Consider the following 21978-nt stretch of genomic DNA (forward strand, 5'->3'; position numbering starts at 1 on the left):
TGAGTAAGGTTGGATAGTAAATAGATGGCAAAGGCAAAGAAATATTTCGGTACGGATGGTATTCGCAATCAGGTCGGGAAAGGTTTGATTCGTCCGGACCAGATTCTCAAGCTGGGATGGGCTACAGGTAAAGTGCTTAAAGAGCAGGGCGGAACCAAGGTCATGATTGGTAAGGATACGCGTATTTCCGGTTATATGTTCGAGTCGGCACTGGAAGCCGGGTTTATTTCCGCCGGGGTGGATGTGCTATTGCTCGGGCCGATGCCGACGCCGGCGATTGCATATTTGACGCAGACTTTCCATGCCGATGCCGGTATCGTTATCAGTGCGTCGCACAATCCGCATTATGACAATGGCATCAAGTTTTTTTCCGGTAAGGGAAAGAAAATCTCTGATGAAATGGAATTGAGAGTCGAAGCGGCGTTTGAAGAGGAGTTGACGATCTGTTCGTCGTCCGAGCTGGGAAGAGCTCGCCGCGTTGATGATGCCGCCGGCCGCTATATTGAATTTTGTAAGAGTACTTATGACAGTTCTCAGAAGCTTGACGGTTACAAGATTGTTTTGGATTGTGCCAATGGCGCGACCTATCACATTGCACCGTCGGTTTTCCGTGAGTTGGGTGCAGAGGTGGTGGCGATTGGCACGCAGCCGGATGGCATCAATATCAATGACGACTGCGGCGCGACGGACTTGGAGCAGCTTCAGGCTCGGGTCGTGCTGGAGAAAGCCGATTTTGGTATCGCTTTCGATGGTGACGGTGATCGGGTGATGATGGTCGATGGAAGTGGCGATGTCGTGGATGGGGATGAGATTCTTTACATCCTGGCCACAGGCTCCAAGTTTCCGGTCAAAGGTGTGGCGGGTACTTTAATGACCAACTTAGGACTGGAAAACGCCTTGAAGGATAAGGGAATCGAGTTGCTGCGAACCGCGGTGGGCGATCGATATGTGATGTCCGCTCTGGTTGAAAAAGGCTGGTCTTTAGGGGCAGAGCCCTCCGGTCATGTATTGTGTTTGAATAAAACGTCGACGGGTGACGGTATCGTGGCCGCACTTCAAGTGGTGGCTATTTTGGTTGAGTCCGGTCAGAAACTGGAGGATTTGAAGCGTGGAATGAAAAAGTATCCGCAGGTATTGAAGAATGTACGAGTGGATGGTTTTGCAGATATTAGTGCTAATGAAGCGCTGAATTCGGCTGTGGAAGCATCGGAAAAAAGAATGGCCGGAAAGGGGCGGGTTTTGATACGCGCATCCGGTACAGAACCTTTGATTCGAGTGATGGTCGAAGGTGAAGATCTGACCTTGGTGGAAAGCGAAGTTTCAGGCCTGGTAAAGGTTGTTGAAACAGAATTTTGTTAAGATTGTCAAGATTGTTTTTTGAAAAAGAAACCGCTAATATAGGCGGAATTTTGTGTCGGAGACTAAACGGGATGAGACAGTTATTCGTTGCTGGTAATTGGAAAATGCACGGGGATAAGGCCTCAATCAAAACACTTGTGACCGGTTTGAACGCCCAGGCAGATTCAGTCGGGAATGTATCGGTCGCCGTTTGTCCACCTGCGGTGTATTTAGACTATACAAAAAATTGCTTAGTGGCAAGCAATATTGCCGTTGGCGGTCAAAATATTGCAGAGGAACCCGTTAGTGGTGCGTTTACCGGCGAAACGTCGGCCGCCATGTTGAAGGATTTGGATTGCGAATATGTCATCTTAGGACATTCTGAACGTCGTGCCATTTATGGTGAAACCGACGCTGAGATTGCCCGAAAGGTTAAAACGGCTTTAGGCATGGGCTTGACGCCGATTCTGTGCGTGGGTGAAACGCTTGAAGAGCGTGAGTCCGGTCAGTTGGAAACCGTGATTTCAACGCAATTAAATGCCGTGATTGATGAAGTTGGCATTGCGGCTTTTGCGAATGTCGTGATCGCTTATGAGCCGGTTTGGGCGATCGGAACCGGGAAGACGGCCTCGTCTGGGCAGGCACAAGAAGTACATGCCTTTATTCGTGGACAATTGGCGGCAAAAGATTCAGCGGTCGCGGAAAAAGTGATTATTCAGTACGGTGGCAGTGTCAAGCCTGGTAATGCCGCCGAATTATTCAGTCAGCCGGACATTGATGGTGGTTTGATCGGCGGAGCTTCTTTGAATGCCGATGACTTCATCGCCATCTGTCGTGCGGCGGGAGAACAGTAATATGTTTCAAATTATTTTGGCAATCCACTTGGTGATTGCGTTTGTGTTAATCGTGCTGGTGTTGTTGCAGCAAGGGAAAGGCGCGGATGCCGGTGCCAACTTCGGTGGCGGCTCGTCTCAATCCGTATTCGGCAGCAGCGGCTCGAACAGTTTCATGCTTAAGGTGACGTCTGTGGTGGCGGTGATTTTCTTTATCACCAGTTTAACCTTGGCGTACTTGGGCTCCGAACAGGCCAAGGGCTATCAAAGTGTTGTGCAAAAGCCAGTGGTTGAAGAAAAAGCGGATACGTCTTCGGAAGAACCGGTCGTACCGAACTGATACAGAATTTGCCGATGTGGTGGAATTGGTAGACACGCTATCTTGAGGGGGTAGTGGCGTAAGCCGTGCCGGTTCAAGTCCGGCCATCGGCACCATGATTAACGAGCGCAGGATGCGCTAATAACGATACAAGCTGAATTCATCAGCGGAAATCAAAATGTAGCGGTGCATTTTGAACTAGAGGGGCTTAAAACCTATGCTAGAAAATTATTTACCCATTCTCGTTTTTGTCGTATTGGGCATTCTGTTTGGTGTCGGGCCTATTGTAATGGGCTATATTTTAGGCCCTAGAAAGCCCGATCCAGAAAAACTGTCGCCTTATGAGTGTGGCTTCGAAGCCTTTGAAGACTCTCGGATGAAATTCGATGTCCGCTTTTATCTGGTCGCGATTCTGTTCATTATTTTTGACTTGGAAATTGCTTTTCTGTTTCCGTGGGCGATCGCGCTGGAAGAGGTGGGGACCTTTGGCTTAATGGCCATGGCCGCTTTCCTGTCGTTGCTGGTCGTTGGCTTTATCTATGAATGGAAAAAAGGAGCGCTGGAATGGGAATAGAAGGCGTTTTAAAGGAAGGGGTAGTCACCACTTCTGCAGATAAGCTCATTAACTGGGCCCGTACGGGGTCTTTATGGCCGATGACGTTTGGCTTGGCTTGCTGTGCCGTGGAGATGATGCATGCCGGTGCGGCACGTTACGACTTGGACCGTTTTGGCATTATTTTTCGCCCAAGCCCTCGCCAATCGGACGTCATGATCGTTGCGGGAACCTTGGTCAATAAAATGGCGCCAGCTTTGCGTAAAGTCTATGACCAAATGGCCGAGCCGCGTTGGGTGATTTCGATGGGATCCTGTGCTAACGGCGGAGGGTACTATCATTATTCCTATTCCGTTGTGCGTGGTTGTGACCGTATTGTTCCGGTAGATATTTATGTGCCGGGCTGCCCTCCAACGGCTGAAGCTTTGTTATACGGCATTATTCAGCTGCAAAATAAAATTAAACGCACGAACACGATTGCGCGCTAGTCTGAAACAGAACGGGAAAGTTTTATGAAACAATCGGTATTGGATTTACAAACAAACGTTCAAACGGCCTTGGCGGATGCCGTGGTCGCTTCAGAAATCGCCTTGGATGAATTGACGGTTGAACTGGCCCCTTCTCAGGCGCTCAAAGCATTTGAAAAGCTGAAAACGGATTTGGGTTTTGAGTTATTGATCGACATTTGTGGTGTGGATTACTTGGCCTATGGGGATGTAACTTGGGAAACCCGCAAAGCGACGAAAGCCGGCTTTAGTCGTGGTGTTTTTGATTTTGCAGAAGATGAGTCCGATGACAATGTTGATTTGCCAAGACGGTTTGCCGTCGTCTATCACTTATTGTCTGTTGAGCATAACCTTCGCTTAAGAGTGAAAGTGTTTCCGGAAGATTCGAAGATGCCGGTCGTGGATTCAGTGGTTTCGATCTGGAATTGTGCCGACTGGTATGAACGTGAAGCGTTTGATTTGTTCGGGATTTTGTTTAGCGGTCACCCGGACTTGAGACGTATTTTGACCGATTACGGTTTCGTGGGGCATCCGTTGCGTAAAGATTTCCCGTTGACGGGGCATGTTGAAATGCGCTACGACGCTGAGAAAGCACGAGTTGTTTATGAGCCTGTTACGATTGAGAACCGCGTGAATGTACCGCGCGTGATTCGTAATGATGCCGAACCTAATGGATAAGTAGAGCTAATTATGTCTGAAATTCGTAACTATACCCTTAACTTCGGTCCTCAGCATCCATCTGCACACGGCGTGTTGCGTTTGGTTTTGGAGTTGGACGGCGAAACGATTGTCCGCTCTGATCCGCATATTGGGCTGCTGCACCGTGGAACGGAAAAATTGGCGGAGTATAAACCTTATAACCACTCCATCGGTTATATGGATCGTCTGGATTACGTTTCCATGATGTCGAACGAGCACGCCTATGTCATGGCGATTGAAAAAATGCTCGACTTGGACGTGCCGGAACGCGCGCAGTACATTCGCGTGATGTTCGATGAAATTACCCGTATTTTGAATCACTTGATGTGGCTGGGAGCGCATGCTCTGGATATCGGCGCCATGACGGTCTTTTTGTACGCTTTCCGAGAACGCGAAGACTTAATGGATTGTTATGAAGCCGTTTCCGGTGCGCGGATGCACGCCACTTATTATCGCCCAGGTGGCGTCTATCGTGATTTGCCGGATACCATGGCGAAATACGAGGAATCCGAATGGCATTCCGGCAAAAAATTAGACCAGCTGAACGAAACACGCGAAGGTTCGTTGCTGGACTTTATTGAAGCTTTTACAGAGCGCTTTCCAGGGTATGTTGACGAATATGAAACCCTGTTGACCGATAACCGAATCTGGAAGCAAAGAACGGTGGATATCGGTATTGTATCGCCAGAGCGCGCGATGCAGTTGGGCTTTACTGGCCCGATGTTGAGAGGCTCGGGCATTGCATGGGATTTGCGTAAGAAACAACCGTATGAAGTCTACGATAAGTTGGATTTCGATATCCCTGTCGGACAAACCGGTGATTGTTATGACCGCTACTTGGTACGTGTCGCGGAGATGCGTGAATCCAATAAAATTATCAAACAATGTGTGAAATGGCTGAAAGAAAACCCAGGCCCGGTCATTTCTGAGGATCATAAAGTGACGCCGCCTTCTCGTGAAGACGCCAAGTCAAGCATGGAGGCGCTTATCCATCACTTTAAACTCTTTACGGAAGGGTATTCTGTTCCGGAAGGAGAGGCCTATGCCGCGGTTGAACACCCAAAAGGTGAATTTGGTATTTACATGGTTTCGGATGGCGCCAACAAGCCTTACCGCTTGAAAGTCAGAGCGCCTGGCTTCCCGCATCTGGCCGCGCTGGATGAAATGGCAAAAGGGCATATGATTGCGGATGTCGTAGCCATTATAGGGACACAAGATATCGTATTTGGGGAGATTGACCGATGAGTTCAGTGAATGAAAACATCATTCAAGGCGACGTGAAAGCGCGCATCGACCGTTGGGTGTCACATTATCCGGCTGATCAGAAGCAATCGGCGGTCATGCCGGCTTTGCGTATTGTGCAAGAGGTGAACGGTGGTCATTTGACAACCGAGCTGATGGATCAGGTGGCGGATTATTTGGATATGACACCGATCGCGGTTTATGAGGTGGCCACCTTCTATTCCATGTATGAACATGAACCGGTCGGCAAGCATAAGATTTGTTTGTGTACCAATATTTCCTGTATGCTGCGCGGCAGCGATGAAATTCTAGAACATTTGGAAAACAAACTTGGCGTGGGTGTCGGTGAAGTAACGGACGACGGCAAGTTTTCCATCAAAAAAGTGGAGTGCCTGGGCGCATGTGGTGGGGCTCCAATGATGATGATCGGTAAGGAATATTATGAAAACCTGACCGAAGCATCCGTTGATGAAATTTTAGATGGCTTGGAGTAGTGAAAATGATTCCGTTAAATGAATGTTGCTACCGCTTGAATCATCTAGACACGCCTTGGGATATTGAAACCTATATTGCCAACGGCGGTTATGAAATCTGGAAAAAAGTGCTGGCAGGCGAAATTTCGCCGCAAGAGATTATCGATGAGGTGAAAACCTCCAATATCCGTGGGCGCGGTGGGGCCGGTTTCCCAACCGGTTTAAAGTGGAGCTTTATGAATCGTGCGGCGCCCGGACCGAAATACATTTTGTGTAATTCGGATGAAGGGGAGCCGGGCACGTTTAAAGACCGCGATATTTTGCGTTATAACCCCCACCAATTAGTGGAAGGGATGATGATTGCCGGTTATGTCATTGGTGCGTGCGCCGGTTACAACTACATCCGTGGCGAATTCTGGGAACCTTACAAGCGTTTTGATAATGCCATTAATCAAGCGAGAGAAGCCGGGTTACTGGGTAAAAACATTTTGGGTTCTGGGTTCGATTTCGACTTATACACGCATTTGGGTGCCGGGGCCTATATCTGTGGTGAAGAAACCGCCTTGATCGAGTCCATCGAAGGCAAGAAAGGCCAGCCACGCTTTAAACCCCCTTTTCCGGCCAGTTACGGGTTGTACGGTAAACCAACCACCATCAACAATACCGAAACGTTGGCATCGATTCCGGTGATCTTGGCGAAAGGCGGTGAATGGTTCTCCGACTTGGGCGTGCAGAATGCCGGCGGTACGAAATGTTTTGCGGTATCCGGTCACGTTGAAAAACCGGGTAACTTTGAAGTCCGTATGGGAACGCCGTTTAAAGATTTGTTGGACGCCGCCGGCGGTATCTGGAAAGGCCGAAAATTCAAGGCGCTGATTCCGGGTGGTTCTTCAACCGCTGTCTTACCAGCCGAAAAAGCGCTGGAAATGAATATGGATTACGATTCCATCGCTAAAGCCGGGTCTTTTCTCGGTGCGGGTTCCGTGGTGGTGATGGATGATCATACCGATATGGTTAAAGCGCTGGAGCGTTTGACCTGGTTCTATTACGAAGAGTCTTGCGGTCAATGTACACCTTGCCGTGAAGGAACGGGTTGGATGTATCGCGTGGTGCACCGTATCCGTCAAGGAAAAGGGCGTCCGGAAGACTTGGAATTGCTCAAAGACGTTTCGGGCAAAATTATGGGGCGTGTGATTTGTGGTTTGGGGGATGCTGCGACGATTCCAGTCAGCAGTTTCCTGCAACACTTTGAACATGAATTCCGTCATTATATCGATCACGGTTGCAGCATTTTCGACAGACAATAAGCGTTGAGCTGTCGATGCATACCCCAATAAATTTAGGTTTGAAATTATGGTAAAGATTGAGATTAACGGACAAGTAGTTGAAGCTCATGAAGGCGACATGCTAATTGATGTCGCGGATGACGCTCAAATTTCGATTCCGCGTTTTTGTTATCACAAAAAACTATCAATCGCGGCGAACTGCCGGATGTGTTTGGTTGAAGTAGAAGGGGCGCCTAAGGCGTTACCGGCGTGTGCGACTCCGGTCACTGACGGGATGAAAGTACACACAAAATCGGCCAAAGCGCTGACGGCGCAAAAATCCGTTATGGAATTCTTGTTGATCAACCACCCGCTGGATTGTCCGATTTGTGACCAGGGTGGCGAGTGTGAACTGCAAGACGTGGCCATGGAATACGGTGATGACGTGTCCAAGTACACCGAAGCCAAGCGTATTCTTGGGGATAAGAACATCGGTTCCTTGATTCACACCGACATGACACGTTGCATTCACTGCACCCGTTGTGTGCGTTTCGGTCAGGAAGTGGCCGGAATGATGGAACTGGGCGCGACCGGGCGAAGCGAATGGATGGAAATCGGTACCTACATTGAACGTTCCGTTACCTCCGAAATGTCCGGCAACATGATTGACTTGTGTCCGGTGGGGGCCTTGACCTCGAAACCTTTCCGTTATTCCGCCCGTCCGTGGGAGTTGAAGTCGCATAAAGCCATTGCGCCCCACGACAGCATCGGTTCCAACATTATCATTCACTCCAAAAACAACGAAGTGAAACGGGTGGTACCGGCTGAAAATGAAAGCATCAATGAAGTCTGGATTTCCGACCGAGATCGCTTTTCGTACGAAGCCTTGAATGCCGCAGATCGTTTGACAACGCCGATGATCAAGGAAAAAGGGCAATGGAAAACCGTTGACTGGGAAACCGCGTTGGCGTTCGTGGCCGATAAGCTGAAGCATTATGCGCAAGAAGACGCTTCAAAAGTGGGCGTATTCGCCTCTCCGAGTGCGACTTTGGAAGAACTGCATATTTCTCAAAAACTGTTCCGCGGTTTGGGCGTGGAAAACCTTGAGCACCGTTTGCGTCAAGTCGATTTCGACATGGATGCTTCCGGCGGCATTATGGCGCCGAAACTGAATCATGCCTTCGAAGAGGTGGAAGCTTTGGATTCCGTGCTGTTGATCGGTAGCTATTTGCGTAAAGAATTGCCGCTTTTGAACCATCGTGTTCGTAAGGCTGCTTTGAACGGCGCACACGTGCTGTCGGTCAATCCGGTCGCGTTCGATTTCAATTACGACGTTTCAGCGGAATTCGTGGCTGAAAACATGGTCAATGAACTGGCGGCTTTGGCCAAAGCGGCACTGGAACTGAATGGCGAAAGCGACCAGGCCTGGTCGAAATCCATTGACGTAACCGATGCACACCGCCAAGCGGTTCAGCGTCTGAAAGACGGTCAAAAAGCCTCCATTATGGTCGGACAAATTGCACAGATGGATGCGCATTACGCGAAACTGGTGAAGTTGGCCAGTTTGATTGCCGATGCGACCGGAGCGACCTTGAATGTGTTGCCGATGTCCGCGAATGAAGTCGGTGCCCATATGGCCGGTTTTGTGCCGAAGGCCGGTTTGAATACCAATGAAATGCTGTCTGAAAACATGAAGTGTTTCATTAACTTGGGTGTGGAAGCTGAAAAAGATATTCAAGACGGTGGGCGCGCTTTGAAAGCGATGCAAAACGCCGAATGCGTCATTAATTTCACCCTATTCGACAGCGATGCTCAGCGCGAATACGCCGATGTCATGCTGCCAATCGCTTCCTTTGCGGAAACCGCCGGAACCTTCGTGAATGCCTGCGGCCTGAAGCAATCCTTCAAGATGGCGGTTGAGCCGGCCGGTGAGGCGAAAGCGGCATGGAAAATCATGCGTGTGCTGGGCAACCTGTTGGAATTGGAAGGGTTTGATTACACACACAGCAACCAAGTGTTTGCAGAAGTGTCGGACGAATTGCGTCCGGTTGATGTCTCCGGTATGGCATTTGAAATGCCGGAGAACATTGACCTGATCGGTACGCAATGGATTTCAATGTATCAAGTCGATTCGCTGGTGAGACGTTCGCCGTCCTTGCAAGCGACGCCGGATGCTCAGGCTGTGGCAAATTAAAGGTAGAGGGTATAAATAATATGTTTGATGCGTTACAAGCTTGGCTTTCTTCCTTTTTATTTGACTGGTTGGCCATTTTAATTACCTTGTTGTTGCAAGCGGTGGCGGTCATCTTGCCGGTGATGCTGGCGGTGGCTTGGTTAACGTTCGCGGAGCGTAAAGTGATCGGTTACATGCAGGTGCGTATGGGGCCGAACCGCGTCGGGCCGAAAGGTTGGTTGCAACCGATTGCCGATGCCTTAAAGCTGATGTTCAAAGAAATCGTGATGCCGTCCCAGTCGAACTTGTATTTGTTCGTGGTGGCACCTATTTTGACCATTGCGCCAGCCGTGGCCGCTTGGGCGGTGATTCCATTCGACGATAACGGCGTGGTGGTGTCTGATATCAACGCCGGTGTCCTGTATGTACTGGCCGTAGCATCCATTGGGGTGTACGGGGTGATCATTTCCGGTTGGGCTTCCAACTCCAAGTACGCTTTCCTGGGGGCGATGCGTGCTTCCGCACAGAAAATTTCGTATGAAATCGCGATGGGCTTCGCACTGGTCACGGTTTTGATGGTCGCCGACAGCATGAACTTGACGGCTATTGTCAACGGTCAGCAAGGCGGTTTCTGGCACTGGTACTGGATTCCACTGTTGCCGATGTTCTTCGTTTATTTCATTTCCGGTGTGGCGGAAACCAACCGTGCGCCATTCGATGTGGCGGAAGGGGAGTCTGAAATCGTCGCCGGTTTCCACGTTGAATATTCCGGTATGGCCTTTGCGGTCTTTTTCCTGGCGGAATACGCCATGATGATCCTGATTTCATTCATGACCGCCATCATGTTCATGGGTGGCTGGTTGTCACCGTTTGAAGGCATTCCTGGGTTGGAAGCGGCCTTTGCATGGGTGCCGGGCTTTATCTGGCTGTTTGCGAAAGTCGCTTTCTTATTGTTCTTATTCCTCTGGTTCCGTGCGACTTTCCCGCGTTACCGTTATGACCAAATCATGCGTTTGGGCTGGAAGGTGTTGATTCCGGTTACCATTGTCTGGGTCTTTGTGGTCGGCGTGATGGAATATTTTAAATTTGGCCCGTGGTTCAATTAAAGAGGTTCGTCATGATTGCATTTATCAAACATCAAGTAAAAACCTTTGGATTGACCGAATTGTTCAAAGGGTTGGCGGTCACCGGTAAATATCTGTTCAAAAAGAAAATTACCGTCCGTTATCCGGAAGAGAAAACACCGCTGTCACCGCGTTTCCGTGGTCATCACGCGTTGCGTCGTTATGAAAATGGTGAAGAACGTTGTATCGCCTGTAAATTGTGCGAAGCCGTTTGTCCGGCCAACGCCATCACCATTGAGTCGGAAGAGCGTGAAGATGGCAGCCGTCGTACCACTCAGTACGACATCGACATGTTCAAATGCATCTACTGCGGTTTCTGTGAAGAAGCCTGTCCAGTGGATGCGATTGTGGAAACGCGCGTGTTCGAGTACGAATTCCATGAAAGAGGACCACACATCATGACCAAGGAAAAACTCCTGGCCTTTGGTGATAAACATGAAGAGCAAATTGCTGCCGACCGAGCAGCGGATGCGAAGTACCGTTAATAAAGAGACTGTATTCAATGACTTTTGAGCAATTTATTTTTTATCTATTAGCGGCAATTTCTGTTTTTTCCGGTCTGATGGTCATCAGTGTGAAAAACCCGGTTAAAGCCGCACTTTGGTTGGTATTGGCGTTTATTGCAACCGCCGGTGTCTGGTTGACGGCTCAAGCGGAGTTCTTGGGGCTGGTATTGATTCTGGTTTACGTCGGGGCGGTGATGGTGCTGTTCTTGTTCGTGGTGATGATGTTGGACATCAATATCGCACGTTTAAAAGAAGGGTTTACCCGTTATTTGCCATTAGGTGTTCTGGCAGGCCTGGCGATTTTTGCCCTGATGTATTTGGTGTTAGGGCCGGAGCGTTTCGGCTTGGAACACTATGCGGCACCGGCGAAAGTCGGTGCGGAAGACAGCAATACCTTGTCGATTGCGGTGCCATTGTACACGGAGCACGCTTATGCGTTTATTTTGGCAGCGGTTTTGTTGTTGGTCGGTATAGTCGCGGCCATCACGCTGACATTGCGTCGTCGAGCGCCGAAAGAGGTGTTGTATCAAGACATCGACAAACAGGTTAAGGTTCAGGCTTCTGAGCGTTTCAAAATGGTCAAAATGGACGCGGTGGTCGAGAAAGACATCCCTGCGAAGGAGGAAGACTGATGATAGCTTTATCGGATTACTTAATTTTCGGTGCGATTCTTTTCATGATCAGCATGGCGGGGATTTTCCTGAACCGTAAAAACGTCATCGTATTATTGATGTCGATTGAATTATTATTGCTCGCCGTCAACACCAACTTGGTGGCGTTCTCGCACTTCTTGAATGATGTTACCGGACAAATTTTTGTCTTTTTCATCCTAACGGTTGCGGCCGCTGAAGCGGCGATTGGTTTGGCCATCATCGTATTGGTCTTCCGTAATCGAAAAAGTATCAATGTTGATGATTTAGGTTCAATGAAAGGGTAATAACAACAATGCTATTAAAATTTCTATTAACGATTATCCTTTTGTCGCCATTGTTTGGCGCCGTGGCGGCCGGTTTGTTCGGGCGCCAGATTGGGCGACGTGGTGCCCACACGGTGACGATTTTCGGTGTGGCGGTATCCACCATCCTGTCGGCTTACGTTTTCTGGCTGTTCATCTTTGAAGGCCATGCGACTTACAATGTCTCGCTCTACACCTGGTTGGTGTCGGACGGCATTAAATTCGAAATCGGTTACATGATCGATCGTTTGTCCGCCACGATGATGCTGGTGGTCACGTTCGTTTCCTTGATGGTTCACATCTATACCATCGGTTATATGAATCATGACGAAGACTACGATCATAACAATCCGTATTATCAGCGTTTCTTCAGCTATATTTCTTTGTTCACCTTCTCGATGCTGTCCTTGGTGATGGCGAACAACTTCCTGCAGTTGTTCTTCGGTTGGGAAGCCGTGGGCTTGGTGTCTTACCTGTTGATCGGTTTCTACATGAAACGCGAATCGGCGATTCAGGCCAATTTGAAAGCCTTCCTGGTGAATCGTGTCGGTGACTTCGGCTTCATTCTGGGGATTGCCGTTGTGGTCATGTATTTCAATACCTTGGACTACGAAGAGTTCTTTGCTGGGCTGGAAGCAAATCAACATATTCAAATGAGCTTTTTCCCAGGCGTGGAATGGTCGATGATCACCGTTCTGTGTTTGTTGTTGTTTATCGGTGCCATGGGTAAATCGGCGCAAATGCCATTGCACGTTTGGCTGCCGGAATCGATGGAAGGCCCAACGCCGATTTCCGCTTTGATTCACGCTGCCACTATGGTAACGGCGGGTATCTTTATGGTAGCCCGTTTGTCGCCGGCCTATGAGTTATCCGAAGTGGCTTTGAGTGTGATTTTGATTATCGGTGCAACCACCGCCTTTATGATGGGGGTTCTGGGGATTGTTCAGAACGACATCAAACGTGTGGTGGCGTATTCGACCTTGTCCCAGTTGGGTTACATGGTCGCCGCTTTGGGTGCGTCCGCTTACGCGGCGGGCATGTTCCATGTTTTGACGCATGCCTTCTTTAAAGCCTTGTTGTTCTTGGCAGCTGGTTCGGTCATCATCGCCATGCACCATATTCAGGATATTCGTCAAATGGGCGGCTTGCGTAAGCACATGCCGATCACTTATTGGGCGTTGTTGATCGGTTCCTTGGCTTTGATTGGTTTCCCAGGTTTCTCCGGGTTCTTTTCGAAAGACAGTATTTTGATGGCAACCGACCAGACCGAAATCTTTGGTGCGGGCTATGCCCAGCTCTTGTTGCTAATCAGTGTTTTTGTCACGGCCTTCTACAGCTTCCGTATGTTCTTTGTCGTGTTCCATGGCGAAGAGTCGGATTACGTGAAGAGCCACAAAATCACCGAATCGCCTAAGGTGGTAACGATTCCGTTGATTATGTTGGCGATTCCGGCCGCCATAATGGGCATTCCAATGGTCGGAGGTATTTTCTCCGGTGCTTACTTCGGCGATTCTATTACCGTTTTGCCGCAACATGACGTGCTGGGCAAAATTTATGCTGAGCAATACCACGGCGTCATTGATATGATTCTGCACTCCCTGACGACGGCGCCGGTGATTCTGGCCTTGTCCGGTGTGTTCCTGGCTTGGTTGTTCTATCTGAAGAAGCCGGAGTGGCCAGCTAAAATTCGCCAGGCCTGCCCGCGCGGTGCCTATGTGTTGGATAACGCCTATGGCTTCGACCGTTTCAATGACATTGTGTTTGTGAACGGTGCGCGGAAGTTGGGTGACTTCTTCTGGAAGGGCATCGACGTCAAGATAATCGATACCGGTATCGTGACCAATACCTTCACGTCCATCGCGAATGCGGCGGGAGCGTTGCGACTGAGCCAAACCGGTTATCTATACCATTATGCGTTCGTGATGATTTTCGGCCTGCTGGCGATGCTGGTTTGGGTACTTTGGTAATGATGATAAGAAATAAAAGAGAAGGGAATTACATAACATGATTTTCGATTTGCCTATTTTAAGTACCCTGATTTGGTTACCCATTCTGGGCGGTTTACTGATTTTATTCGTGGGATCGAATCGAGATGCGTTTGCGAAATGGTTTGCGCTTTTTATTTCCGTCGTTACCTTTTTGTGCTCGATTCCGCTGTGGACGAATTTTGATACCACTACCTCGGCGATGCAGTTCGTTGAGCGAGTCGAGTGGATTCCGCAATTCAATATCTATTACAGCCTGGGTGTGGACGGCTTGTCCATGCCATTGGTCTTGTTGACGACCTTTACCCAGATTCTGGTGATTGCGTCGGCTTGGGACGTGATTAAAGAACGCGTCGAACAATACATGGGTGCCTTCATGATTATGCAAGGCCTGATGATTGGGGTCTTCGTTGCGTTGGACGGGATTCTGTTCTATGTGTTCTGGGAAGCGCTGTTGATTCCGATGTTCATTGTCATCGGTAAGTGGGGTGGCCCGGACCGTGTCTACGCGACCATCAAGTTCTTCCTGTATACCTTCTTCGGGTCGGTCTTCATGCTGGTGGCGTTCCTGTATATGTACTTCCAGTCCGGCAGCTTCTCGATTTTGGATTTCCATACCATGTCCTTGTCTTACATGGCGCAGATTCTGATTTTCCTGGCGTTCTTGATTGCCTTCGCCGTCAAGGTGCCGATGTTCCCGGTGCATACTTGGTTGCCGGATGCGCACGTTCAGGCGCCAACGGCGGGTTCCGTGGTGTTGGCGGCCATTATGCTGAAAATGGGGGGCTACGGCTTCGTACGCTTCAGTTTGCCGATTACGCCGGATGCAGCCATGGAATTGGATTGGTTGGTCATCGTTTTGTCGTTGATTGCGATTTTCTACATCGGTCTGGTGGCCATGGTGCAGTCGGACATGAAAAAACTGGTGGCTTATTCCTCGATTTCCCACATGGGCTTCGTGACCATCGGTATGTTCTTGGTGTATGACATTGTTCAAAACACCGGTTCCATCCAAGGGTCGATGATCGGGATGGAAGGGGCCATGATTCAAATGATTTCCCACGGGTTCATTTCCGGCGCGATGTTCTTGATGATCGGTGTCTTGTATGACCGTATGCATACCCGTGAAATTTCCGCTTACGGCGGGGTGGTGAACACCATGCCGTGGTTCGGCTTCTTTGCCGTGTTGTTTGCGATGGCGAACGCCGGTTTGCCGGGCACGTCCGGGTTCGTGGGTGAATTCATGGTTATCCTGGCCTCATTCAAAGCGAATGTCTGGTACGGCGTGATTGCGGCTTCCACCTTAATTATCGGCGCGGCTTATACCCTGTGGATGGTAAAGCGTGTCTTCTTCGGTGCGGTGGCGAACGACAACGTCGGAACCTTGCAAGATTTGAATAAACGCGAATTCGCAATTATGGCGACACTTGCCGTGGCGGTTGTGCTGTTGGGTGTGTACCCGGCTCCATTGATTGATGTGATGCATTCTTCGGTGGCCAACTTGCTGATTCAAGCGACCACGTCAAAACTATAAGAAACAATAGGTGAGTTAATCGTATGAACTTTGTTATTCCCAGTTTTACCCCTGCAATTCCAGAGATTGTCTTATTGACCCTGACATCTTTGTTGTTGGTTGCAGACACTATCTGGTCTAAGCGTAGCGAATTCGCAACCTATTATGCCACTCAGTTAATCTTGGTTGTCGTGGGTTATTTGGTTTTAACCAGTTTCTCTGTGGAGCAAGTACTGACGTTCGACGGAAGTTTTGTGCGTGATGCTTTCGGCGATGTGCTGAAGCTCTTCATCGTCATTATTTCAATAGGGGTTTTCCTGTTCTCGAAAGAATATCTTCTGCAGCAAAAATTCTATCGGGGTGAATATTTCACCTTAGGATTGTTCGGTGTGCTGGGCATGTTTGTCATGGTGTCCGCTTATAACCTGATTACCTTGTACCTGGGGCTGGAAATCATGTCCTTGGCAATCTATGCGATGGTGGCCATGCGTAAGGACAACCAATTCGCCTTGGAATCGGCCATGAAATACTTTGTGTTGGGCGCATTGGCCACCGGTATGTTGTTGTATGGCTTCTCGATGCTTTACGGGGCGACCGGTACCATCCAATTCAATGAAATGGCCGATGTGATTGCTTCCGGCAATGTGGATCACGTGGTCTTGTCATTCGGCGTGGTCTTTGTGGTCATCGGTTTGGCATTCAAACTGGGGGCAGTACCATTCCATATGTGGGTGCCGGACGTTTACCATGGTGCACCAACCGCCGTGACACTATACCTTGGTACGGCACCAAAGCTTGCGGCCTTTGCCATCATGTACCGTCTATTGGTGGAAGGTCTGCCAGGCCTGGTGGAAGATTGGCAATCATTGATTATCATGATTTCCATTCTGTCGTTGATTGTCGGTGCCGTTATCACCTTGGTGCAGGATAACCTGAAACGTCTATTGGCCTATTCCGGTATCGGGCACGTCGGTTTCCTATTGTTGGGCATTATCGCCGCGAATCCGGACGGTTATTCCGCCGCGATGTTCTATGTCATCGTCTACGCCATCACGGCCGTCGCTGGGTTCGGCATGATTACCGCTTTGGCGAGAACCGGCAATGAATTCGACTTGATTGCTGACTTCAAAGGCATGAACAAGCGCAACCCTTGGTTGGCGTTAATGATGTTATTCGTCATGTTCTCTATGGCCGGTATTCCGCCATTTGTCGGCTTCTATGCGAAAGTGGTCGTGATTGAAGAAGTGGTGGCGGCTGGCTTCACTTGGTTGGCGATTCTAGCCGTGGTGACGGCGGTTATCAGTGCTTTCTACTATTTGAAAGTGGTCAAGGTTATGTACTTTGATGAGCCGGACGATAACGCTAAAATCGAGCCGATCAGTAATCAGCTGAACTGGGCCGTGAGCTTTGTTTCCATTGCCTTGTTGCTGCTTGGGTTGATGCCGTCGCCATTGATTACGCTGTGTTACAATAGTTTGTAATATTAATCCTAGCCCGTTCCAAACGGGCTTTTTTGCTTGAAGGAGTGTTGTTATGACAGTCGACACCGCTGTTTGGGTTTTATTGGTCACGGCCATCGTTTTAGCGAATATTCCTTGGATTCTGTCCAATCGAGTATTTATCTTTATCCCGGTTCAAAAAGCCAAATCCATTTGGTTTAACTTTGCCGAATGGTTTTTGTACTTCCTGGTGACCGGCATCTTTGCTTACCTGTTAGAAAACAAAGCGATGGGGCATGTCAAACCACAAGAATGGGAGTTTTATGTGGTGACGTTCTTTATGTTTGCCATCTTCTCTTTCCCTGGGTTTATCTACCGCTACAACCTGAAAATGTTTTTGGACAAGGCACGCGGTAAGAAACAAGCGGCCTAATTGCCCTTTACATCAACATCTGTTTTATTGATTCTTGAATCAGGCCTTTCTGGCCTGATTACTATCTTCCTTGCTTTTACCGTCTAATCGCTTAATATTGAACCTCATTAATTTAGATTTTGAGTGCCTTATGAAACCATCCATTCCGATTGAAACCGCTGGCAAAGGTTGTTCGCAATGCCATAAAGACTTGGGTTTCGAGTTTTCGTTCGCTTTTCAACCCATTGTGAATGTGCGTGAAGCCACGATTTTTGGTTATGAGGCTTTGGTGCGGGGCACAGAAGGGCAAGGGGCTTTTTTTATCTTGAATCAGGTGGGGGCCGATAACCGTTACGCTTTTGACCAGGCCTGCCGCGTAAAGGCGATTGGCTTGGCAGCCAAATTGAACCTTCAGCAAGTGATCAGTATTAATTTCCTGCCCAATGCCGTTTATGAACCGGAACACTGCATTCAAAGCACTCTGAAAGCCGCAAAAGCCAACGATTTCCCGATTGAACGGATCATGTTTGAAATCACCGAATCCGAACAGGTCTATGATTTGGATCACATGACCAAGATTTTTGATTACTATCAAAGAAGCGGGTTTATCACGGCGCTTGATGATTTTGGCGCTGGGCACGCAGGCCTAAATACCTTGTCGCGGTTCGTTCCCAATATCCTGAAAATTGATATCAATCTCGTCTCTAATATCCATCGTGATGCCGTCAAACAATCCATCTTTAAAGGTTTGAGTTCGATTGCCTCCGATTTGAATTTTACGTTATTGGCCGAGGGAATCGAGCAGGAAGAAGAGGCTCTGTATTTCAAGGAAGCGGGCGTCGAGTTAATGCAAGGCTATTATTTTGCCAAGCCCGGCTTTGAAACCCTGCCGACAGTTGATTTTGCCAGCAAAGTGTTTGGTTGATTTGTAATGTATTGTTTCTAAAGACAAATTTTGGACAATAGAAAAGCCAGACTTCATAAAGTAATGAACATCTGGCTTTCCAGAGTGCTAGATTAAACCAATGATTTTGAGGATAGTCAAAAGCATAATTGTTTGATTTTGAATACTATATTTGTTTTTGAAGATCGTTTAGAAGAAAGAGTCGCTAAATGTTATTCACGAATTTATTAAAAATACAGCAAAATTTAAATAATTTATAACTTAAATATATCAAAAATCTTGTTAAAAAAATTCAAAGAAGTAATACTAGTTTTTAGGCAATAAAAGGGACTTAATGAGAATTAATTTATGTATGATGATTACGACTATAAGCTGACTGAAAAAAGAATTAAGTTTGAATTCATTCAAGAAGATGATATTTCTATTTACCCTTGGGAAGTTGGTAGATTTATAAACGATCTAAATACAAATTACTATAAATTTGAATTACTCAATTCCATTTCGACAGCTTTAATAAATGATATTGACCCGCAAAATATTATTATTCTAAATAAATCATTACCGCTTCATAAAAACTACACTCATTTAGATGTTATTGATGCCAAAAATAATGGTCTTTCATTTATTTATGAAATTGGCGCAATGCACTCACTTAGTCCGTCCCTGGAAATTGCAGAGCTTTCTGCTGCACTCGATTTATTTCGATCCTTTAATAGTAGATTACACGGCGCAAATCACCAGCCTTTATCTCTAAAAAAACTAACAGCTTTATATGAAAGTATTAAGCAAAATGGAATCCATAGCGCTCCAAAAGCAATGCTTGAATTAGTAGCTAAAAAAAAGACAAAGAAAAAAGAATTACCAAGTTTTGAAAAATCTATTTTGGATTTTAATTCAAAAATAGAGGGGGTAGTTAATCAGTTTAAGTTATCAAAATTAATTGATATAAATGATACTGAAAAAAATTATCCCAAAGATTTTCCTAAAGGATTACCTAAAAAGTTTTTTAATTATTTTGAATTCTTGTTTATTAAATTACATAGACCAGTAGTACTTCTTAAAGAAGAGGATCAATTTAGAGTACTTGGTCGGTCTTTAGTCAATAAATCAAGCAAAAGAATTAAAGGGCTTGAACTGATTGAAATGCCTAGAAATAGCCCTCTTCGAGGTATATTTGAAGGTGGTGCAGCTGTCTATAGGACAATACAAGAAGAAAAAAGAGCTAATGAGCTTCATGAATATGAAAAAAAAGATCGACAACTTGCTCTTAAAGAAAGGGCATTGGCTCTTGAAGAGCAAAAGGCAAGGTTTCTTGAAAATAGATCGATCGCTGCAGAAAAAATGAAACAAGAAAAATTAAAAACTGATGCATTACAAAAGTTGAATTTAGAGTTAACTGAAATTTCAGAGAAATCTGATGTCACTTCTCATGAAAAATTGGGAAATCAATATCATGAAATGCAAGTTAAGAGTTTACTTAAAATGGTTGATAATCAAACATATTCAACTATAAATAGTAAAGGCTTTAAGCTTTTGCCGGAGAAAACGGAGATAAAAACAATTGATATAACAGTATGAATTATTATCATTTAATTTTACGCTTTCGTATTAATAACTTAATGGCGTATAAGATTAATTAAATGTCAAAATCCTATTAAAGTACTTCAAATTAGATTTATCTAATATAGATAAAGTTAAAAGAGGTGGCAGGGGGAGTTGTTAGTGAAAAAATCTCTTGTTGTATCTATATACATGCCAAGTTTTGGCACTATATTATTGGCCACTCATTAGATTTTTAAGTAATAAAAAAGCCAGACTTCAGAACTTTTGTTAAAGTAATGAATATCTGGCTTCCAGAAATTTGGTAGCGGGGGCTGGATTTGAACCAACGACCTTCGGGTTGTTAGTCAAAAATTAACAATATCAACAACTTGTAAACACTCTTCTTATCTTTTCTACAAATCTAATCTACTCTATACGGATTAAATAAATTGACCTTGTTTTAAAAGTATATACAATAAAGTATATATTTAATTAAAGGAAGGGGATTTATTATGGAAGCTAGAATTTTCCAATCCGGAAACAGTCAAGCCGTTAGAATTCCGAAAGAATTTCGTTTTGATGTCACGGAAGTTGAAATCTTTAAGCGTGGCGATGAAATCGTTTTAAAGCCGAAACCCAAAAATTTAGGAGCCGCTTTTAAATTGCTTGGTGAGATGCCAGACGATTTTATGGTTGATGGACGTGAAGACACCTTACCTCAAGAAAGAGAGTCTTTTTAATTATGTATGTCCTTGATACCAATATCTGCATTTACATTATTAAAAAACAACCGCCTAGCGTTTTTGAAAAGTTCGAGAATTTGCCTTTAGGTTCAGTCTCTATGTCATTAGTGACGTTTGGAGAGTTGGAATATGGAGCGATGAGAAGTAACAACTCAGAAAAAGCACTGAATATTCTGGATGAATTGATTAACTATATTCCCGTTTTACCAATGGGAACCAATGTGGCCAAACACTATGCCGATATACGAGCAGATTTAGCAAAAAAAGGAACGCTTATTGGCAATAATGATCTATGGATCGCCGCGCATACAAGGTCGCTTGATCATACTTTAGTGAGTAATAACATTAAAGAATTTGAAAGAGTTGAAAGCCTTGAGTTTGAAAATTGGGTGTGATAGAACGAATTTGCCAGGCCTGGTGGTTTTGAAAGAGTGTGTTGCTGGGTAAATTCTGGACATAAAAAAACCAGACAAGTGTCTGGCTTTTGGTATTTGGTAGCGGGGGCTGGATTTGAACCAACGACCTTCGGGTTATGAGCCCGACGAGCTACCAAGCTGCTCCACCCCGCATCAATTGATGTGGCGTATTATAGAGTGTTACGAGAATATTTCAAGGACTTTCCCGGATTAATTTCGTAATCCCTTCAAAAACGGCCAGGCCTGGCCGTTTTAACTATTTAAATCCGGTTTTTATGGAAAGATGTTTGATGGTTTGAGCCCTAGCTAGGGGAAACAATTTTCTTGGCGATCGTCTCGGCAATGTGTTCTTCCAAATATTTATGCTGTGTATTGATCATGACTAAAGGTACGTTGGCACTTTGGAAGGCCTCTAAAATGAACTGGTCTCTAGTCTTCCGGTCCTTTCTTTGATGTGACGGGTCGTTCAGCTCAACAGCACAGAGCAAGTTTAAGTTTTGGTCTGTAATTACAAAGTCGATGTGCTTTTGACTAATTTGAGAAAAAAGCCAATGCCAGCCGCTTCCTTTTTCAAACTTATTGACGGCCGGTGTCAGAATATCGGAAACCCTGACTTTGCCAAAAACCTTTAATTCATCGCCCGCGATGGATTCTAAAACCGATAGAAACTTCTTTTCGGTTGCAGTGAAAAGTTGAGCCTGAGGCTTATATTTAATGGGATGTTTTCTTTGTCCTTGGCTCGCAGTCGTAGTGGACTTTCGTTTATGAGCAAGGCTAAAAAAATACAAAATAGAAAGTAAAATTAGAGCGCCGAACAGAAATAAAACAAATTCAACCATTGTTATAATTACTTATTTTTTGAATATATGAATCTTAGTGTAATCATAAATTGGAATCAAATTATTTTGAGAAGGGGAGTATTGCATTACCTATTCTTATTTAATTAAACCAAAATCACTTAACGGCCAGGCCTGGCCGTTTTCCACTTTCTTTTTTATTTCTTGTAAAACGAATGCGCGAATTCTAGCGCTATTCGAT

The 21978-nt window shown here is 46.3% G+C and carries 23 protein-coding genes and 2 tRNA genes; 23 read left to right on the forward strand and 2 right to left on the reverse strand.

Translation table 11 applies throughout. From position 1 onward, the window contains the following. Nucleotides 1-24 precede the first annotated feature (24 nt). From glmM to vapC, 23 genes are all read left to right on the forward strand, one after another. Nucleotides 25-1359 (forward strand): phosphoglucosamine mutase, encoded by a 1335-nt coding sequence (gene glmM, locus EPV75_RS04625; protein WP_128384613.1) that lies wholly within the window; start codon nucleotides 25-27, stop codon nucleotides 1357-1359. A 71-nt stretch (nucleotides 1360-1430) separates the two neighbouring features. Then, a complete protein-coding gene (tpiA, locus tag EPV75_RS04630) occupies nucleotides 1431-2192 on the forward strand; it encodes a triose-phosphate isomerase (protein WP_128384614.1) in 762 nt (253 codons plus the stop codon). A 1-nt stretch (nucleotide 2193) separates the two neighbouring features. After that, nucleotides 2194-2511, forward strand: coding sequence for a preprotein translocase subunit SecG (gene secG / locus EPV75_RS04635; RefSeq protein ID WP_127119935.1), 318 nt, complete (start codon nucleotides 2194-2196; stop codon nucleotides 2509-2511). A gap of 10 nt (nucleotides 2512-2521) precedes the next feature. After that, nucleotides 2522-2606, forward strand: a tRNA-Leu gene (locus EPV75_RS04640). 101 nt (nucleotides 2607-2707) lie between these two features. Next, the gene (locus EPV75_RS04645) at nucleotides 2708-3064 is read left to right on the forward strand and encodes an NADH-quinone oxidoreductase subunit A (protein WP_029937665.1); all 357 of its coding nucleotides are present in this window, start codon (nucleotides 2708-2710) and stop codon (nucleotides 3062-3064) included. Beyond that, on the forward strand, nucleotides 3055-3531 hold the full coding sequence (locus EPV75_RS04650) for a NuoB/complex I 20 kDa subunit family protein (protein WP_029937666.1): 477 nt from the start codon (nucleotides 3055-3057) through the stop codon (nucleotides 3529-3531). The genes EPV75_RS04645 and EPV75_RS04650 overlap by 10 nt, the downstream gene beginning before the upstream one ends. 24 nt (nucleotides 3532-3555) lie before the next feature. Continuing rightward, a complete protein-coding gene (locus tag EPV75_RS04655; RefSeq protein ID WP_128384615.1) occupies nucleotides 3556-4227 on the forward strand; it encodes an NADH-quinone oxidoreductase subunit C in 672 nt (223 codons plus the stop codon). A 12-nt stretch (nucleotides 4228-4239) separates the two neighbouring features. After that, nucleotides 4240-5493 carry an NADH-quinone oxidoreductase subunit D gene (locus EPV75_RS04660; RefSeq protein ID WP_128384616.1) on the forward strand — a complete coding sequence of 418 codons (1254 nt, stop codon included), beginning with the start codon at nucleotides 4240-4242 and terminating at the stop codon, nucleotides 5491-5493. Next, a complete protein-coding gene (locus tag EPV75_RS04665) occupies nucleotides 5490-5984 on the forward strand; it encodes an NADH-quinone oxidoreductase subunit NuoE family protein (protein ID WP_128384617.1) in 495 nt (164 codons plus the stop codon). Before EPV75_RS04660 ends, EPV75_RS04665 begins: the two co-directional genes overlap by 4 nt. 5 nt (nucleotides 5985-5989) lie before the next feature. Continuing rightward, complete coding sequence (gene nuoF, locus EPV75_RS04670) at nucleotides 5990-7270, forward strand: NADH-quinone oxidoreductase subunit NuoF (RefSeq protein WP_128384618.1); 1281 nt, start codon at nucleotides 5990-5992, stop codon at nucleotides 7268-7270. A 46-nt stretch (nucleotides 7271-7316) separates the two neighbouring features. Continuing rightward, a complete protein-coding gene (gene nuoG / locus EPV75_RS04675; protein WP_128384619.1) occupies nucleotides 7317-9422 on the forward strand; it encodes an NADH-quinone oxidoreductase subunit NuoG in 2106 nt (701 codons plus the stop codon). A gap of 20 nt (nucleotides 9423-9442) precedes the next feature. Continuing rightward, the gene (gene nuoH / locus EPV75_RS04680; RefSeq protein WP_029937672.1) at nucleotides 9443-10507 is read left to right on the forward strand and encodes an NADH-quinone oxidoreductase subunit NuoH; all 1065 of its coding nucleotides are present in this window, start codon (nucleotides 9443-9445) and stop codon (nucleotides 10505-10507) included. 11 nt (nucleotides 10508-10518) lie between these two features. Then, nucleotides 10519-11010 carry an NADH-quinone oxidoreductase subunit NuoI gene (gene nuoI / locus EPV75_RS04685; RefSeq protein ID WP_068648091.1) on the forward strand — a complete coding sequence of 164 codons (492 nt, stop codon included), beginning with the start codon at nucleotides 10519-10521 and terminating at the stop codon, nucleotides 11008-11010. Nucleotides 11011-11027: 17 nt separating this feature from the next. After that, nucleotides 11028-11663, forward strand: coding sequence for an NADH-quinone oxidoreductase subunit J (locus tag EPV75_RS04690; RefSeq protein ID WP_128384620.1), 636 nt, complete (start codon nucleotides 11028-11030; stop codon nucleotides 11661-11663). Then, on the forward strand, nucleotides 11663-11968 hold the full coding sequence (gene nuoK / locus EPV75_RS04695; protein ID WP_029937675.1) for an NADH-quinone oxidoreductase subunit NuoK: 306 nt from the start codon (nucleotides 11663-11665) through the stop codon (nucleotides 11966-11968). The genes EPV75_RS04690 and nuoK overlap by 1 nt, the downstream gene beginning before the upstream one ends. 8 nt (nucleotides 11969-11976) lie before the next feature. Beyond that, the gene (nuoL, locus tag EPV75_RS04700; RefSeq protein ID WP_128384621.1) at nucleotides 11977-13953 is read left to right on the forward strand and encodes an NADH-quinone oxidoreductase subunit L; all 1977 of its coding nucleotides are present in this window, start codon (nucleotides 11977-11979) and stop codon (nucleotides 13951-13953) included. A gap of 37 nt (nucleotides 13954-13990) precedes the next feature. After that, nucleotides 13991-15505 (forward strand): NADH-quinone oxidoreductase subunit M, encoded by a 1515-nt coding sequence (locus EPV75_RS04705; protein WP_128384622.1) that lies wholly within the window; start codon nucleotides 13991-13993, stop codon nucleotides 15503-15505. A 23-nt stretch (nucleotides 15506-15528) separates the two neighbouring features. After that, complete coding sequence (nuoN, locus tag EPV75_RS04710) at nucleotides 15529-16965, forward strand: NADH-quinone oxidoreductase subunit NuoN (protein ID WP_128384623.1); 1437 nt, start codon at nucleotides 15529-15531, stop codon at nucleotides 16963-16965. A gap of 52 nt (nucleotides 16966-17017) precedes the next feature. Beyond that, entirely contained in the window at nucleotides 17018-17356 is a 339-nt protein-coding gene (locus EPV75_RS04715) for a DUF2818 family protein (protein WP_128384624.1), read from the forward strand. A gap of 130 nt (nucleotides 17357-17486) precedes the next feature. After that, nucleotides 17487-18260 (forward strand): EAL domain-containing protein, encoded by a 774-nt coding sequence (locus EPV75_RS04720; protein ID WP_128384625.1) that lies wholly within the window; start codon nucleotides 17487-17489, stop codon nucleotides 18258-18260. Nucleotides 18261-18587: 327 nt separating this feature from the next. Beyond that, nucleotides 18588-19817 (forward strand): hypothetical protein, encoded by a 1230-nt coding sequence (locus EPV75_RS04725; RefSeq protein WP_128384626.1) that lies wholly within the window; start codon nucleotides 18588-18590, stop codon nucleotides 19815-19817. Between the two features lie 476 nt (nucleotides 19818-20293). Then, complete coding sequence (locus EPV75_RS04730; protein WP_192894036.1) at nucleotides 20294-20521, forward strand: antitoxin; 228 nt, start codon at nucleotides 20294-20296, stop codon at nucleotides 20519-20521. Nucleotides 20522-20523: 2 nt separating this feature from the next. Next, nucleotides 20524-20919, forward strand: coding sequence for a type II toxin-antitoxin system tRNA(fMet)-specific endonuclease VapC (vapC, locus tag EPV75_RS04735; protein ID WP_128384628.1), 396 nt, complete (start codon nucleotides 20524-20526; stop codon nucleotides 20917-20919). A gap of 97 nt (nucleotides 20920-21016) precedes the next feature. On the opposite strand, the gene EPV75_RS04740 is transcribed toward vapC, so the two are convergent. Then, nucleotides 21017-21093 (reverse strand) — tRNA-Met (locus EPV75_RS04740). 149 nt (nucleotides 21094-21242) lie between these two features. Further along, nucleotides 21243-21779, reverse strand: coding sequence for a DUF2726 domain-containing protein (locus tag EPV75_RS04745; RefSeq protein ID WP_128384629.1), 537 nt, complete (start codon nucleotides 21777-21779; stop codon nucleotides 21243-21245). Between the last annotated feature and the right edge of the window lie 199 nt (nucleotides 21780-21978).

The organism is Hydrogenovibrio thermophilus, assembly GCF_004028275.1.
GTDB lineage: Bacteria > Pseudomonadota > Gammaproteobacteria > Thiomicrospirales > Thiomicrospiraceae > Hydrogenovibrio > Hydrogenovibrio thermophilus.